The organism is Nocardiopsis kunsanensis DSM 44524, from assembly GCF_000340965.1.
In the GTDB taxonomy this organism is placed as follows: Bacteria; Actinomycetota; Actinomycetes; order Streptosporangiales; family Streptosporangiaceae; genus Nocardiopsis; species Nocardiopsis kunsanensis.
The window spans coordinates 1-14296 of sequence record NZ_ANAY01000042.1 but is presented as its reverse complement, the minus strand read 5'-3'; the positions used below and the strand labels follow the sequence as shown (position 1 = coordinate 14296).

Sequence of the window (14296 nt, the reverse complement as noted above, 5' to 3'; positions counted from 1 at the left end):
GGACATTACGCACACGAAACGGTGGTCGTGCCCGCACCCGGACGCTCAGGAACGTGATGATGCCGTGATCTGCCCACGCACGTCCGTCATCTCCCTCACGGACGGTGCCCTGCCCAGGGGCGTGCGAGCTCGAAGGCCCGGCAGGCCGCCAGGACCCGACCGTCGGAGTGGCGCGGACCGATCACCTGCAGACCGATGGGCAGGCCCGCCTCACTGAACCCGCACGGCACGCTCGCGGCCGGCTGCTGGGTCATGTTGAACGGGTAGCTGAACCCCGCCCAGGAGGTCCAGCGCTGCCCGGCCAACTGCGGCGGGGACTCCGTACCGGCCTCGAAGGCGGTCATCGGCATCGCCGGGGTGAGCAGCAGGTCGTAGGTGGTGTGGAACAGGCCCATGCGCTTGCCCATGTCCATACGGGTGGCCATCGCGGTGAGGTAGTCCTGCGCCGAGAAGGACAGGCCCTCCTCGATGATCTCCCGCAGCCCCGGGTCGAGCAGGTCCCGCTGCCGGTCGTCGAGGTGCTCGGTGGCCTTGGCGGCTCCGCTGTTCCACAGGACCTCGAAGTCGCGGCGGCACTCGGGCAGCCCCGGGTCGGCCTCATCCACGTGTGCGCCCAACGCCTCGAACACGCTGACGGCGTCGGCCACCACACGCGCCACCTCCGGGTCCACGGAGTTGTTGCCGAGTGTGGGGCTGTAGGCGATGCGCATACCGCGCACCAGGTCCTCGGGGTCGCGGTGCAGTCTCACGTCGCCCAGGCCGGGCGCCGGGGTGGGCATGGCCATCCAGTCACGCGGGTCGAACCCGGTGACGGCCTCCAGCATCAGAGCCAGATCACCGACGGTGCGGGTCATCGGACCGGTGTGTGCGAGGGAACCGAAGGGGCTGGCCGGGTAGTGCGGTACCAGCCCCCACGTGGGCTTGATCCCGCAGACACCGGTGAAGCTCGCGGGGATACGGATGGACCCGCCGCCGTCGGTACCGGTGGCCAGCGGTCCCATGCCGGCAGCGACCGCGGCGGCCGCTCCCCCGCTGGAACCGCCCGGGGTGGTCGACAGGTCCCACGGGTTCCGGGTCACCCCGGTGAGCGGACTGTCGGTCACACCCTTCCACGCGATCTCGGGGGTGGTGGTCTTGCCGACGAAGACCGCCCCGTGCTCGCGCAGCCGCGCCGTGACCGGGGAGTCCTCCTCCCACGGCCCTTCCTGCGGTGTGTTGAGCGACCCCTTCAGGGTGGGCCAGCCCTTGGTGAGGTGGATGTCCTTGACCGCGGTCGGCACCCCGTCGAGCAGTCCCTCGGGCGCACCGCGCCGCCAGCGTTCGGCGGAGGCGCGGGCCGCCTCGAGGGCTTCCTCGGGGCGCACGAGGCAGAAGGCATTGAGGGCCGGGTTGTCCTGTTCGATGCGTTCGAGTACGGATTCGGTGGCCTCCACCGGGGAGAGCTCCCCGGTGGCGTAACCGTGCAACAGTTGTTCGGCGGAGAGGTCGGCCGGAACGCCGCTGTGCGCGTCGCGCGCCCGCGGGACACTTGTCCGGCCCACGGCGCCGTCGGCCGGGCCGACGCCCGCGGTCTCTGTCCCGGCCCGGTCGGAACGGATCGTCACTTCAGCCTCCCAGTGTCACACCGCGGTTCGCAGATCAGCCGGGGACGTAGCCCCGGTCCTTGTCGACGACATGGAGCAGTTCGCGCCCGTCCAGGTAGCGGGCGAGGTTGTCCAGGAAGAGGTCGACGAGTTCGTCGCGCCAGCCGACCACGTCACCGGACATGTGCGGCGAGACGATGGAGCCCGGCAGTCCCCACAGGGGGTTGATCGCCTTGAGGGGCTCGCGTTCGAAGACGTCCAGGGCGGACCCGTCGATGGCGCCGCTCTCGAGCGCCGCCACCAGGTCGCTCTGGACGACGATGGGACCGCGCGCCACGTTGACGAGGCGTGCGGTGGGTTTCATGAGGTCGAGGAAGCGCCGGTCGACGAGGCCGTGGGTGGACTCGGTGAGCGGGGCGGCGATGACGACGTAGTCGGCCTCGGGGAGTTCCTGCTGCAGGGTGGGGCCGCCGTTCCGGGCGTGCTCCTCCAGCGTGGACTCGGCGACGGTCCCGAAGTCGGTGTCCCCTTCGCGGGCGTGGCTTCCGGAAGCGTGCACCCGCATACCCACCGCGGCGAGTTTGCGCCCGATGTGGCGGCCGATGGGGCCGGTACCCACGACGAGGGCGCGTTTACCGGCCACCCGTTCGGTCTCGCGATGCTTCCAGACACGCTCGTGCTGAAGCTCCCACGTGCGGTGGAAGCCCTTGGCGAAGGCGATGACCTGGCCGAGCACGTACTCGGCGATGGGCTCGTCGAAGATGCCTCGGGAGTTGGTCACCACTACGTCGCTGTCCACGAGCGCGGGGAACATGAGGTTGTCGACGCCGGTGGTGGCGGCGTGGACCCACCGCAGGGAGTCGGCCTCGGGGAAGGCCTCGGCCAGCGCCTCGGAGAACAGGTCCCAGACCAGCAGCGCGTCCGCTCCGGGGAGCGCGGTGCCGAGTTCGTCGGCGGTCACGTGGACCACCTCGCCCAGGCGCGGTTCGTCGTCGATGCGTTCGGGCCGGGGCAGGGGTTCCTCACCTGTGAGTACGACGAGCCGGGGGCTGTTCGGGGCGGACGGGGCGGAACTGTTCACGGGCGTGCACTCCGGTTACGACTGATGCTGCCTGCGGGTGAGGTCGGTTCGCCCGGCACGATGAACGCTAGGGAGCCGCCAGCAGATTGTCAACAATCCACAAAGCGGCTTTTCCTGGGTAAACCGGACCCCTCGAACCCGCACTCACCGCCCCTCTACCCGTGCCCCGGGCTTCTATTGCCGCACCCCAGTCACCAATCGTATGATTGTTGACAATCCATGGTTGGATATGGAACGAAAACCGCCCTCAACTGTGTGAACACCACAGAACGCACCATCCGAAGGGACACACGACGTTGCCCCGACACATGAGGATCACTCTCGCGGAGCGAGGGGTCTCCTGCGTGGCCGAGTTGCTCGACGAGGACGCCCCCCGCACGTGCGAGGCCGTCTGGAACGCTTTGCCCCAGGGTGACGCGGTGCAGCACGCCAAGTACGCGCGCAACGAGGTCTACACGATGGTCCCCCGCTTCGCCGAGACCGAGCCGGGCCAGGAGAACCCGACCGTCACCCCCATCCCCGGCGACATCGTCTACTTCTGTTTCGACGGCGGCATGCTCGACCGCTCGTTCAAGGAGGACAAGAACATCGACCACCTGCCCGGGGTGATCGACCTGGCCCTCTTCTACGGACGCAACAACCTGCTCATCAACGGCGATGTGGGCTGGGTGCCCGGCAACGTCTTCGCGACCGTCGTCGAGAACCTTCCCGCCATGGCCGAGGCCTGCAACGACGTCTGGCGCTCCGGCAGCGTCGGCGAACGCCTGCTCTACGAGCGACTCGACCGGTGATCCACGAGCTCGACACGGACACGAACTCCGCGGGACCGCACACACAACACACACGACACGTTCCGGGAGGTGAGTGACCGATGCGGATCAACCGAAACGAGACAGACACCGGCGCCGAAGCACAGGTCGTCGAACTGGCCGCGAGCCGGACGACGCCCTGGCAAGCGGGCGTGGGCGTCATCGCCCCCTACGACTTCGCGCTGGACCGCGAACTGTGGCGGTGGACACCCGACGACGTCTCACTGCACATCACACGGCTGCCCTACGTCCACGTACCGGTGACGGTCGACCAGGCCGCAGCCCTGAGCCGGGCCGAACAGGTGGATCCCGCGGTCCGCGCCCTGCTCGCCCCGGAACCGCGTGCCATCGGCTACGCCTGCGCCTCGGGCAGCTTCGTCCACGGGTCCGAGGGTGAGAACGCCCTGCACCACACGATGGTGGGAGCGGGCGCTCCCCACGCCGTCACCACCTCCGGAGCGCTGGTCCGGGCCCTGGGCGCCATGGACCTCGACCGGATCGCGGTGGTGACCCCCTACGTGGACAGCGTCACCGACCGGCTCCTGTCCTACCTCGGCGAGCACGGCGTCGAGGTGACCTCCAGCATCGGTCTCGGCCTGCTCAGCCACATCTGGCGGGTCACCTACGCCGAGGTCTCGAACGCCGTGCACGCCGTGGACCACCCCGACGCCGAGGCGGTCTACATCAGCTGCACCAACGTGCTCACCTACGACATCATCGCGCCGCTCGAACAGGAGCTCGGCAAGCCCGTCCTGGCCGCCAACCAGGTGACCATGTGGGCCTTGTTGGCCGACGCCGACCGTCGAGCGGTCGCCCACGGGCAGGGCCTGGTGGAGGCGACCGCGCCGAGCAGGGTGTGAGCCCCCGACCCGAAGGAGAACGAGTGACCCGCGTCGGATTCCTCTACCCGGGGCACAGCGCCCAGGACGATTACCAGGCCTTCGCCGAACGACTCGGCGACGGTATCGAACTCCCGGTGGTGCACACCCTCATGCGTGAGGACGCCCACCGGGTGGACGCCCTACTGGACGTCGGCGGCCCCGACGTCCTCGCCGAGGGCGCCGACGAACTCGCCCGCATGGACGTGGACGCCGCGGTGTGGGCCTGCACCAGCGGCAGTTTCGTGTTCGGTCGGGACGGTGCACGCGACCAGGTCGCTGGGGTGCGCGCTCGTGCCGGGGTGCCGGCCTCCAGCACCTCGTTCGCGTTCGTGCACGCCCTGCGTCAGCTGCGCGTGCACGATGTGGCGATCGCGGCGACCTATCCCGACGACGTCTCGGCGAAGTTCGTGGAGTTCCTGGGGGCCGCCGGGGTGAACGTGCTGTCACTGGCCAGCCATGGCGTGCCCACCGCTGCCGAGGTCGGTGTACTCGATCCGGGCGAGGTCGTCGACTTCGTCGTCAGCAACGACCACTCCGCGGCCGGGGCCGTCCTGGTGCCCGACACCGCCATGCACAGCGCCGACCTGGTCGATGCGCTGGAGTCCCGTCTGGGCAAGTCCGTGCTCACCGCCAACCAGGTGAGTGTGTGGGAGGGCCTGCGGCTGGCCGGGGCGACCGACACCGACAAAGGTCCCGGATCGCTCTTCCGTTCCGGGACCGGTCCGGTCGACACCGACCTGTAGAGCCGCTGATCCCGTTCCGGTGCCGGGCGCGGGCCGCTCCGCGCCCGGCCGCCGACGAGCGACGATCCGCCCGCACACGGACGAAGGCCCGGAGAACATGCCATAACCTCAACGTCACGTCGAGTCCGATCCCCGTCCTCAGGAAGGAGAACGACCCATGTCCGCCTCAGGACAACTCAGACCCGTGCCCCGACGCTCCACCGCCGAGCTCATCGCCGACCAGCTCAGGTCTGCGATCATGTACGGTTCCCTCTCCCCCGGCGACCAGTTGGGGGAGGCGGACCTGGCCGGACGGCTGGGGGTGAGCCGCGGGCCGCTGCGCGAGGCGATGCAGCGGCTGGTGCAGGAGGGGCTGCTGCGCAGTGAACGCCACCGGGGGCTGTTCGTCCGCGAATTGACCCCGGACGACGTACGCGACGTCTACACCGCCCGGCTCGCCGTGGAACGCACCGCGTGCGAGCTCATCATCCGGGGCAACCGGGGCGAGGCCGTGGCCCGCCTGACCCCCGCTCTGGAGCGTCTGGCCGAGGCTGCGCGGAGCCACGACCGGGATCTCATGAGCGACGCCGACCAGGCCTTCCACCAGACCTTGGTCAGCTGTGCGGGCAACAGCCGACTGGAGCGGATGGCCCAGACATTGCTGGTGGAGACCCGCATGTGCCTGACGGCGATGCAGGAGACCTACCCGGAGCCCGACGAGCTCCTGCAGGAGCACCGCCGCATCCTCGACGCGATCGTCGACGGCGCCGAGGATCGGCTGCTGGAGCTCATCGAGGAGCACATGATCGACACTGTGGACCGGATCAACGCCGAGCGGCCCACGCCGGACTCGCCCGAGGGCTGACGGACGGTGATCCGCGTGGGCCGCAACGGTGCGGCTCGCGGGATCAGACCCCGCCGACCCCCACGTACTTGTACTCGAGGAACTCGTCGATACCGACGTCGCCGCCCTCGCGGCCCAGGCCGGACTGCTTGATCCCGCCGAACGGGGCCGCCGGGTTGGAGACCACGCCCTGGTTGAGGCCGACCATCCCGGCCTCCAGCGCCTCGCTCACCCGGAAGGCCCGGCTGAGGTCGGTGGTGTAGACGTAGCTGACCAGCCCGTACTCGGTGTTGTTGGCGAGCCGGATCGCCTCCTCCTCCGTATCGAAGGAGGACACCGGTGCGACGGGGCCGAAGATCTCGGTGTCGGACATCTCCGCGTCGTGGGGCACACCGGAGAGCACCGTCGGCTGGTAGAAGTGCCCGGCGCTGCTCCCTCGTTCACCGCCCACGAGCACACGCGCACCCTTGCCGACGGCGTCGTCGACCAGCGACTGCACCTTGTCACGGGCCTTCTCGTCGATCAGCGGACCCACGTCGACACCTTCCTCCAGGCCGCGGCCGACCCGGAGCTCGCCCATGCGGCGGCTGAGGCGGTCGGCGAACTCCTCGGCCACCCCGGACTGGACGTAGATACGGTTGGCGGCGGTGCAGGCCTCGCCGATGTTGCGCATCTTCGCGAGCATCGCCCCGTCGACGGCGGCGTCCATGTCGGCGTCGTCGAAGACCAGGAACGGTGCGTTGCCGCCCAGTTCCAGGGAGGTGCGCAGGACCTTCTCCGAGCTCTGCTCCAGGAGTTTGCGTCCTACACCGGTGGAACCGGTGAAGGACAGCTTGCGGATCCGCCCGTCGCGCAGCAGCGGCTCGGTGAGCCCGCCGGCGTTGGTCGTGGGCAGCACGCTCAGCACCCCCTCGGGCAGACCGGCCTCCTGGAGGATGCCGGCGAGGGCGAGGGCGCACAGAGGTGTCTGCTGGGCGGGTTTGAGAATCATGGTGCACCCGGCCGCGATCGCCGGGCCGATCTTGCGGGTGCCCATGGCCATGGGGAAGTTCCACGGGGTGATGAGCACCGACGGGCCGACGGGCTGGCGCATGATGAGGAAACGCGCCTGGCCGTTGGGGGCCGTGGCGAACCCGCCCTCGATGCGGACCGCCTCCTCCGAGAACCAGCGGAAGAACTCCGCCGCGTAGGCGATCTCGCCCTTGGCCTCGGGCAGCGGTTTGCCCATCTCCAGGGTCATGAGGGTCGCCAGCTCATCCTGGCGCTCCATGAGCAGCTCGTAGCCCTTGCGCAGGATCTCACCCCGCTCACGGGGGGCCACCTTTCCCCAGGAGGGCTGGGCGTTGTGGGCTGCGGCGAGGGCGGCCAGCCCGTCGACGTCGGTGGCGTCGGAGATCTCGCAGAGCGCGGTGCGCGTCGAAGGGTCCTCGACCTCGAAGGTCCCGCCCGCGGCCGCTTCCTGCCACTTGCCACCGATGAAGAGTTTCTTCTCCACCTGTGCGACGACTCGTTCTTCCAGATCCGACATGTTCCTTCTTCCGGTCGAGGGGGGCCGACCATCATGGTCGGCCTGTGGTCAGAACTGCCCGACGTGAGCCCACTGGACACCGTCACGGCTGGGATGCTTCCATAGCAACGTCGATTGTCAACAATCCTACGTAAAACCCGAACACGGAATCGAGGCCACCGATGGCGGAGCTCTCCCCGGTTCTCAAGCAGGCGACCCCCGTGCTCGCCGCACGAGGCGAGGGTGTGCACATCTACGACGAGGACGGCCGCCGCTTTCTCGACTTCACGGCGGGAATCGGCGTCACCAGTACCGGCCATTGCCACCCCAAGGTGGTCGCGGCCGCCCAGGAGCAGGTCGGCACTCTCATCCACGGCCAGTACACCACCGTCATGCACCGCCCACTGCTGCGGCTCACCGAACGGCTCGGTGAGGTTCTGCCCGAGGGCCTGGATCAGCTCTTCTACGTCAACTCCGGCAGTGAGGCCGTCGAGGCCGCCCTGCGCCTGGCCCGCCAAGCAACCGGTCGCCAGAACGCGATCGTGTTCACCGGCTCCTTCCACGGCCGCACCATGGGCGCGGCCTCCCTCACCACGTCCGGGACCAAGATCCGCGCCGGCATCGGCCCGCTGATGCCCGGTGTCGTCGTCTCCCCCTTCCCCCACGCCTACCGCCTCGGGATGACGGAGGCCGAGGCCGTCGACCACGCCCTCCGCGAGTTCGACTACCAACTCGCCACCACGACCGCCCCCAAGGACACCGCTGCGGTCTTCATCGAGCCGGTACTCGGCGAGGGCGGGTACGTTCCGGCGCCCGACGCGTTCATGCAGGGTCTGCGCGAGCGCGCCGACCAGCACGGTTTCCTCCTGGTCGCCGACGAGGTGCAGACCGGGTTCGGGCGCACCGGGACCTTCTGGGGCCACGAGCACTCCGGGGTCCGCCCCGACATCGTCATCACCGCCAAGGGCCTGGCCAGCGGGTTCCCCCTCTCGGCGATCGCCGCGCCGGCCTCGATCATGGAGAAGGCCTGGCCCGGTTCGCAGGGCGGCACCTACGGCGGCAACGCGGTCGCGTGCGCCGCCGCGCTGGCCACCCTCGACGTCATCCAGGAGGAGAACCTGGTCGACAACGTCGCCGCTCAGGGCGAGCGGCTGCGCCAGGGCTTGGAGAAGATCGGTTCCGTCCGCCCCGAGATCGGTGACGTTCGCGGCCGAGGCCTGATGCTGGCCAGCGAGTTCGTCACCGCCGACGGCGCTCCGGACGGGGCCGCCGCGTCCCGTGCGCAGCAGGCCGCCGCGCAGAACGGTCTACTGCTGCTGACCTGCGGACCGCAGGGCAACGTCGTCCGGATGATCCCGCCGCTGATCGTCAACGGCGAGCAGGTCGACAGCGCCCTGGAGCTGTGGGCCGCTTCCGTCGAGGAGGCGACCTCCGCCTGACCCACGCGGCCCGGGGCGGCGTGCCCCGCCCCGGGCCGCGTCCAGCGCGTACGAGGCACCCCTGCGGGTGCGGTACCGTCGTAAGGGACGGCGTTCCACGCACGTCACGGTCTTCGCGCACATGGTCCGGTTCACACCGGAAGATGGCACGGAAGCACTCCGAGACTCTGATAGAGTCAAAGATGTCGCCGGGGAGAGCGGAGCTCGACCGGGGAAAAACAAAAGAATCTGCACTCGTAGCTCAATGGATAGAGCATCTGACTACGGATCAGAAGGTTGGGGGTTCGAGTCCTCCCGAGTGCGCCACCTTGAGACAGTGGAGAGAACGCCCGGACCTGCACCAACAGGCCGGGCGTTCTCTTTTGCCGCGGAGTACGGCATCCGGTTGGCAGCGGCCGGATCCGGTCGCCTACGGATGGCTGCGACGAATACGTGGTCAAGAGCTCGGCGCCCGGGGCCAGAGGGGACGGCTTGGCTCAACCAAGCATGTGAACCTGGCCACTGACGGTTTTCTGTGTCCTGAGGTGCGGTCCGGTGCGGGGCGTGATGGTCAAAAACCCTCAAGACCCTTCGCCCCACGGCGCTTGTCACGTTCTTCGTTGCCGTCGATGCACTTGGCGTAGACCCGCAGGAGCGCCTCTTGGCTGTGGCCTGCCCAAGCCGCCACCTGGACGGGGCTGATGCCCTCGTTGAGCCAGGTGGACACGCACGCGCGTCGCAGGTCGTAGGGCGCGCCTGGGCGAGCGTGCTCTCCTGCTGCTCCTTGGTGAATACGGTCTTGCGAGCCCGGTGCCATGCCTGTCGGCAAACACCTGTGGCCGACTGGTGGCCGCGTACACCGAAGAAGACCAAGCCCGTCCGGGCCTTCTCCGAACTCGTCCCGAGGAGCCCGCAGGATTCGGGACAGGCGCGGCGAGCAGGGCACGGGCCTGCTCTCGTTGCCCACGCCGACGCCAACGATCGGGAACGCAAAAAACCCGCAGGGTGCACCGGCGCACCGACTTCTGGTTCGGCGATGACCTGCTCGCCATCGGTTACGGGCTGTGGGCGGTGGACCTGATCAGCACGGCTGTGGAAGAGGGCTACAGCGAGCACGAGTGGCGTGACCTCTTGCTGGAGACCGGGGCAGGAAGCGCGCCCGACAGCGACTCCATCGCGCCCGAACTCATTGACCTGGCCGTGCAGACGTTCGCCCGGGAGTTGCAGGGGCCCCTGGCCGAACTCGCTTTCGCGGGTATCGCCTGCACGCTGATCTGCTACGGCAGACCCACCAAATGAGATTCGCTCTCAGTACGGCGAGGAGGCACCACCACATGGGATTTGACCTGCGGATATTCGTCCGGCCATCCACTCACCACGGATCAGGGTGCGGGGGTTCGAGTCCTCCCGAGCGCGCATCCACAAGACCCTGAACAGGCAATACGCCGCCAGGGGCTTGTTCGTTCCCTCCGCGTGACGGCCGGATCGGCCGCCTTTCGGCCCTCTGCGGCGCATACGTGGAACAGCGACCGCTTCCGAGCACCGGAAAACCAGCAGATTACAGCTCCGACCAGAGAGTACGCCCGTCTCTCCGCTACTGACGGGGCGTCAGACGCTGCCCTGGACAGGGCATCGGTTCCACAGACTTCACCATCTATGGTGCGTCACCAGGCTCAGAAGTCCGCGAAACCCGCCGCCCTCCGGCGCTTATCGGACTCCTCGCCCATATGACCGACCAGAGCAGAGGCGCCCCGAAAGCATGACTGTGACTGTTCCCACACGTGTCGATGGGGGCAGACGGAGAGGCTACCGGCTTCTGGCGTGGCGCTCCGCGTTTCCGGAGCTCGGCCGCCGCCCTGGCTGCTGTCACCGATTGTCCCGAGGCGGCACGCCGCCGGGCCGGGCCACAGAGAAAACACCGTGCGGAACGTCCGGGGCCTGAGTAGCATCACAGCATGTCTGAATCCCGGATCTATTAGCTCCCGACCTCAGTGCCGTACCACCACTGTGTCTTGAGACAGATCCGGAGAGTATTCACTTGATTACCGCAAGCGGTGTTTCCGTGCGCGTCGGCGCGCGCCTGCTGCTCGACAACGTGAGCTTCCACATCTCACCCGGCGACAAGGTCGGACTCATCGGCCGCAACGGCGCGGGTAAGACCACCCTCGTCCGTGTCCTCTCGGGCGAGACGGCGCCCGCGGGGGGCGAGGTCCACCGCACCGGCCCGGTCGGGTACCTGCCGCAGTCCTCGCAGGACGGGGACGTATCCGGCACCGTCGCGGACCGGATCCTGTCCGTCCGCGGCATCGACGAGGCGGCCCGGGACCTGCGTGCCGCCGAGGAGGCCATGGCCCGAGCGCAGGGCCGCGAACTGGACAAGGCCATGCGGGCCTACGCCCGGGCCGAGCACCGGTTCCTGGCACATGGCGGGTACGCGGTCGAGGCCGAGGCGGCCCAGGTCGCCGCCAGTCTCGGACTGTCCGAGGCGGTCCTCCGACAGCGGCTTGACGGCCTCTCCGGCGGGCAGCGCCGCCGGGTCGAGTTGGCCCGTCTGCTGTTCGGTGAACACGACACGCTGCTGCTGGACGAGCCCACCAACCACCTCGACGCGGACTCGATCCGCTGGCTGCGCCGGTTCCTGCGCGAGTACAGCGGCGGCTTCCTCCTCATCAGCCACGACGTCGATCTGCTGGAGTCCACTGTCAACCGGGTGCTCCACCTCGACGCCAACCGGAGCAACATCGACGTCTACAACGCCGACTGGCGGACCTACCTGGCGCAGCGGGAGGCGGACGCCCGCCGACGGCGCCGGGAACGGGTCAACGCCCAGCGCAAGGCCGACGAGCTTCGCGTTCAGGCGGGGAGGATGCAGAGCAACGTGAAGACCGCGACGGCGGCCAAGAACATGATCCGCCGGGCGAACCGCATGCTCTCCGAGGTCGAACCCGAACGCCGCGCGGGCAAGGTGGCGAGGCTACGCCTGCCTGACCCTCCGCCCTGTGGAAAGGTCCCGCTCGTTGCCGAGTCCGTCTCCAAGTCCTTTGGCTCACACGAGGTGTTCACGGGGGTAGACGTGGCGGTCGACCGGGGTTCGCGGATCGCGATCCTCGGACTCAACGGCGCGGGCAAGACCACCCTTCTGCGCATCCTGGCCGGGCGGGAGCGCCCGGACGGCGGGAGTGTCCGGCTCGGCACGGGCGCGCGGCTGGGCTACTACGCGCAGGAGCACGAGACGCTGGCCGCGAACCGGACGGTCCTGGAGAACCTGACCGACGCCGCGCCACACATCACCCACGCTGAGGCGCGCCTGATGCTGGGTTCCTTCCTGTTCTCCGGCGACGACACCCAGAAGCCGGCGGGGGTGCTCTCCGGCGGGGAGAAGACCCGCCTCGCGCTGGCGACACTGGTGTGTTCCGACGCCAACGTGCTGCTGCTCGACGAACCGACCAACAACCTCGACCCGGCGTCACGCGCGGAGATCCTGCGGGCGATCGACTCCTACCGCGGGGCGGTCGTCCTGGTCACACACGACGAAGGCGCCATCGACGCTCTTCGTCCCGACCGTGTGCTCCTGTTGCCGGACGGCGACGAGGACCTGTGGAGGGACGAGTACCACGAGTTGGTCTCCCTCTCCTGATACCGCCTGTGCGCGGTGCGGCGGGCGGACCGGTCCACCCGCCGCACCGCCGCCCCTTCCTGTTGAGAGTTCGAGCCACCACGATGGAGACCGATGTTGCCCACGACGTCAGGCGACCACGAAACCACGGACTCGACGACCTGCGCCGGACCGCGTTGCGACGTGCCGCGTCCGCCGAAGGCGACCGCCCGCTGGCGGTTCTGCTCCACCGCGTGCAGGCAGGCGTCCTACCGCGCCCGGAGTCGCGGCGGGGTGGCGGCCGATACCGCGGTGCCGACACTGGACGAGGAGCTGTGCGCGACGGTTATGAGGCTGCTCGACGCCGTGTTCCGGGCGCGCGGCGGACTCGCCGAGGGCGCCACGCCAAGGTCGGCCGAGGTCGCGCACCTCATCGGACTGGCCCAGGAGGCGACGGACGCGGCCGTTGCGCGCGACCGCGCGGCCGGTGTGTCGTGGTCCGAGATCGCCGACTCCCTCGGCATCACCTTCGCCACGGCCCGCCGCAAGTACGGGACACGCACGGCGGAGGCGCTGGCTCGCTTCCGAGTCGGTCCGCCTGACGGTGGGTCCGGGGCCCCTGAGCCCCGAACCCCGGAGAAGGTGGTGTAGCGGCGTGGCCGGGAGGCGGCCCGTACTCTCCCGGCCGCTCCGCTCAGTCCGGTTTGACCGCCGAGACGATCGGCAGTACCCCGCCGTCGCTGTAGTTCATGGACTCGACCGTGAGGCCGGCTCGTTCCAACTGCGCCCGGGTGTCGCTCTCGCTGACGAAGTTGAGGTATTTTGCCTGGATGATGTCGCCGAACAGGGCGAGTTCCCGGCGCAGGTCCTCCTCGGCGATGCCGTACCTCTCCCACTCGGCGGCCCGCTGGGGCGCCTCCCACGGCGGCGGCGGGGGCGGGGTGAGGAAGCTGACCAGCAGTCGTCCGCCGGGGCGCAGCGCGCGGGCGAAGTTGCGGTACAGCTCGATCAGCCGGTCACCGTCGGGTTCGTACATGTTGAGCCCATTGCTCACCAGCAGGTCGAACTCGGCGTTGATGCCGAGGTCCCAGGCGTCCGCGCGGATGAACTCGCTGCGGTCTCCGAGCCCGCGGGCCCGGGCCTCCTCCTCCGCCAGCGCCAGGGACTCCGTGTCGAGGTCGACCCCGACGAGCCGGACCCCCGGGGCGCTCCCGTAGTCCTGCCGCAACAGGTCGTCCATGACTCCGCACGGCACGGAGGCCAGCACGGCCCCGTCGGTGATCGACCGAGCGATCTCCTCCCTGGAGCGCTGGAACCGCTCGCGGGCGCCGGACAGGAGCGATCTGGTCAGCAGCCACTCCTCCATGGGGGAGGAGGTCGGCCTCCCCGGCTCGAAACGGAAGATGTAGGACGTCCAGTACCCGTTGAGGCCCTGGTTGCGCAGGAGGAACCGGCCCAGGGGGAACTTCTGGAGCTCGGCGAGGATCTCCAGCTCCTCGTCCAGTCCCAACAGGAGTCGGTCGGAGGCGCGGAGCCGGCGCTCGACGGCGAGGACGACCTCCTCCAGCGGTGCGCTGTTCGCGCTGGAGCCGTGCGAGATCACCGCGGCCATCAGACCTCCCACCCGATCTTGCGGAAGCTCGACCGCACCGCCGGGTGCTCCAGCAGCCCCGCCTTTCCGAAGGCGCGCAGCACGTTCTGCGCGATCGGTATGTCGGGCGTGACGTCGAACCCCCCGTACAGGCGGGCGACCGACTGTTCGGCCCGTTCCCGGTCCCCCAGCACACTTTCCAGCAGCTGGTACTACAGTCGCGCTTCCGTTTTGCTCTGACCTGATGTTGTCTGGGATGACCTGA

The 14296-nt window shown here is 69.1% G+C and carries 13 protein-coding genes and 1 tRNA gene; 9 read left to right on the top strand and 5 right to left on the bottom strand.

All coding sequences use genetic code 11. The features are described from left to right. Nucleotides 1-95: 95 nt before the first annotated feature. Together D456_RS0120970 and D456_RS0120965 are read right to left on the bottom strand one after the other, a co-directional pair. Nucleotides 96-1604 (bottom strand): amidase, encoded by a 1509-nt coding sequence (locus D456_RS0120970; RefSeq protein ID WP_017578137.1) that lies wholly within the window; start codon nucleotides 1602-1604, stop codon nucleotides 96-98. 34 nt (nucleotides 1605-1638) lie between these two features. Further along, nucleotides 1639-2664 carry a D-2-hydroxyacid dehydrogenase gene (locus D456_RS0120965; RefSeq protein WP_017578136.1) on the bottom strand — a complete coding sequence of 342 codons (1026 nt, stop codon included), beginning with the start codon at nucleotides 2662-2664 and terminating at the stop codon, nucleotides 1639-1641. A gap of 308 nt (nucleotides 2665-2972) precedes the next feature. Between D456_RS0120965 and D456_RS0120960 the strand changes: the two genes are divergently transcribed. The 4 genes from D456_RS0120960 (at nucleotide 2973) to D456_RS0120945 (ending at nucleotide 5941) form a co-directional block, all read left to right on the top strand. Beyond that, nucleotides 2973-3455, top strand: a complete 483-nt coding sequence (locus tag D456_RS0120960; RefSeq protein WP_026116083.1) for a DUF3830 family protein — start codon at nucleotides 2973-2975, stop codon at nucleotides 3453-3455. Nucleotides 3456-3535: 80 nt separating this feature from the next. After that, a complete protein-coding gene (locus D456_RS0120955) occupies nucleotides 3536-4333 on the top strand; it encodes a maleate cis-trans isomerase family protein (RefSeq protein ID WP_017578134.1) in 798 nt (265 codons plus the stop codon). 23 nt (nucleotides 4334-4356) lie between these two features. After that, on the top strand, nucleotides 4357-5097 hold the full coding sequence (locus tag D456_RS0120950) for a maleate cis-trans isomerase family protein (RefSeq protein ID WP_017578133.1): 741 nt from the start codon (nucleotides 4357-4359) through the stop codon (nucleotides 5095-5097). A gap of 157 nt (nucleotides 5098-5254) precedes the next feature. Then, a complete protein-coding gene (locus D456_RS0120945; protein WP_017578132.1) occupies nucleotides 5255-5941 on the top strand; it encodes a GntR family transcriptional regulator in 687 nt (228 codons plus the stop codon). 43 nt (nucleotides 5942-5984) lie between these two features. Here the strand turns inward: D456_RS0120945 and D456_RS0120940 are convergent, their stop codons facing one another. After that, nucleotides 5985-7448 carry an NAD-dependent succinate-semialdehyde dehydrogenase gene (locus D456_RS0120940; protein WP_017578131.1) on the bottom strand — a complete coding sequence of 488 codons (1464 nt, stop codon included), beginning with the start codon at nucleotides 7446-7448 and terminating at the stop codon, nucleotides 5985-5987. 161 nt (nucleotides 7449-7609) lie between these two features. On the opposite strand from D456_RS0120940, the gene D456_RS0120935 reads away from it, so the two are divergent. From D456_RS0120935 to D456_RS24725, 5 genes are all read left to right on the top strand, one after another. Next, nucleotides 7610-8866: an aspartate aminotransferase family protein gene (locus D456_RS0120935; protein ID WP_017578130.1), complete on the top strand. Its 1257-nt coding sequence runs from the start codon at nucleotides 7610-7612 to the stop codon at nucleotides 8864-8866. Nucleotides 8867-9096: 230 nt separating this feature from the next. Further along, nucleotides 9097-9172: transfer RNA gene (locus D456_RS0120930), tRNA-Arg, on the top strand. 678 nt (nucleotides 9173-9850) lie between these two features. Further along, entirely contained in the window at nucleotides 9851-10144 is a 294-nt protein-coding gene (locus D456_RS0120920; RefSeq protein ID WP_017578128.1) for a hypothetical protein, read from the top strand. A gap of 739 nt (nucleotides 10145-10883) precedes the next feature. Next, on the top strand, nucleotides 10884-12482 hold the full coding sequence (locus D456_RS0120915) for an ABC-F family ATP-binding cassette domain-containing protein (protein ID WP_026116082.1): 1599 nt from the start codon (nucleotides 10884-10886) through the stop codon (nucleotides 12480-12482). A gap of 96 nt (nucleotides 12483-12578) precedes the next feature. After that, entirely contained in the window at nucleotides 12579-13091 is a 513-nt protein-coding gene (locus D456_RS24725) for a hypothetical protein (protein WP_152442639.1), read from the top strand. 43 nt (nucleotides 13092-13134) lie between these two features. On the opposite strand, the gene D456_RS24720 is transcribed toward D456_RS24725, so the two are convergent. Both D456_RS24720 and D456_RS26955 read right to left on the bottom strand, forming a co-directional pair. Continuing rightward, complete coding sequence (locus D456_RS24720; protein ID WP_017578125.1) at nucleotides 13135-14052, bottom strand: SAM-dependent methyltransferase; 918 nt, start codon at nucleotides 14050-14052, stop codon at nucleotides 13135-13137. After that, complete coding sequence (locus D456_RS26955; RefSeq protein WP_017578124.1) at nucleotides 14052-14225, bottom strand: hypothetical protein; 174 nt, start codon at nucleotides 14223-14225, stop codon at nucleotides 14052-14054. The genes D456_RS24720 and D456_RS26955 overlap by 1 nt, the downstream gene beginning before the upstream one ends. Between the last annotated feature and the right edge of the window lie 71 nt (nucleotides 14226-14296).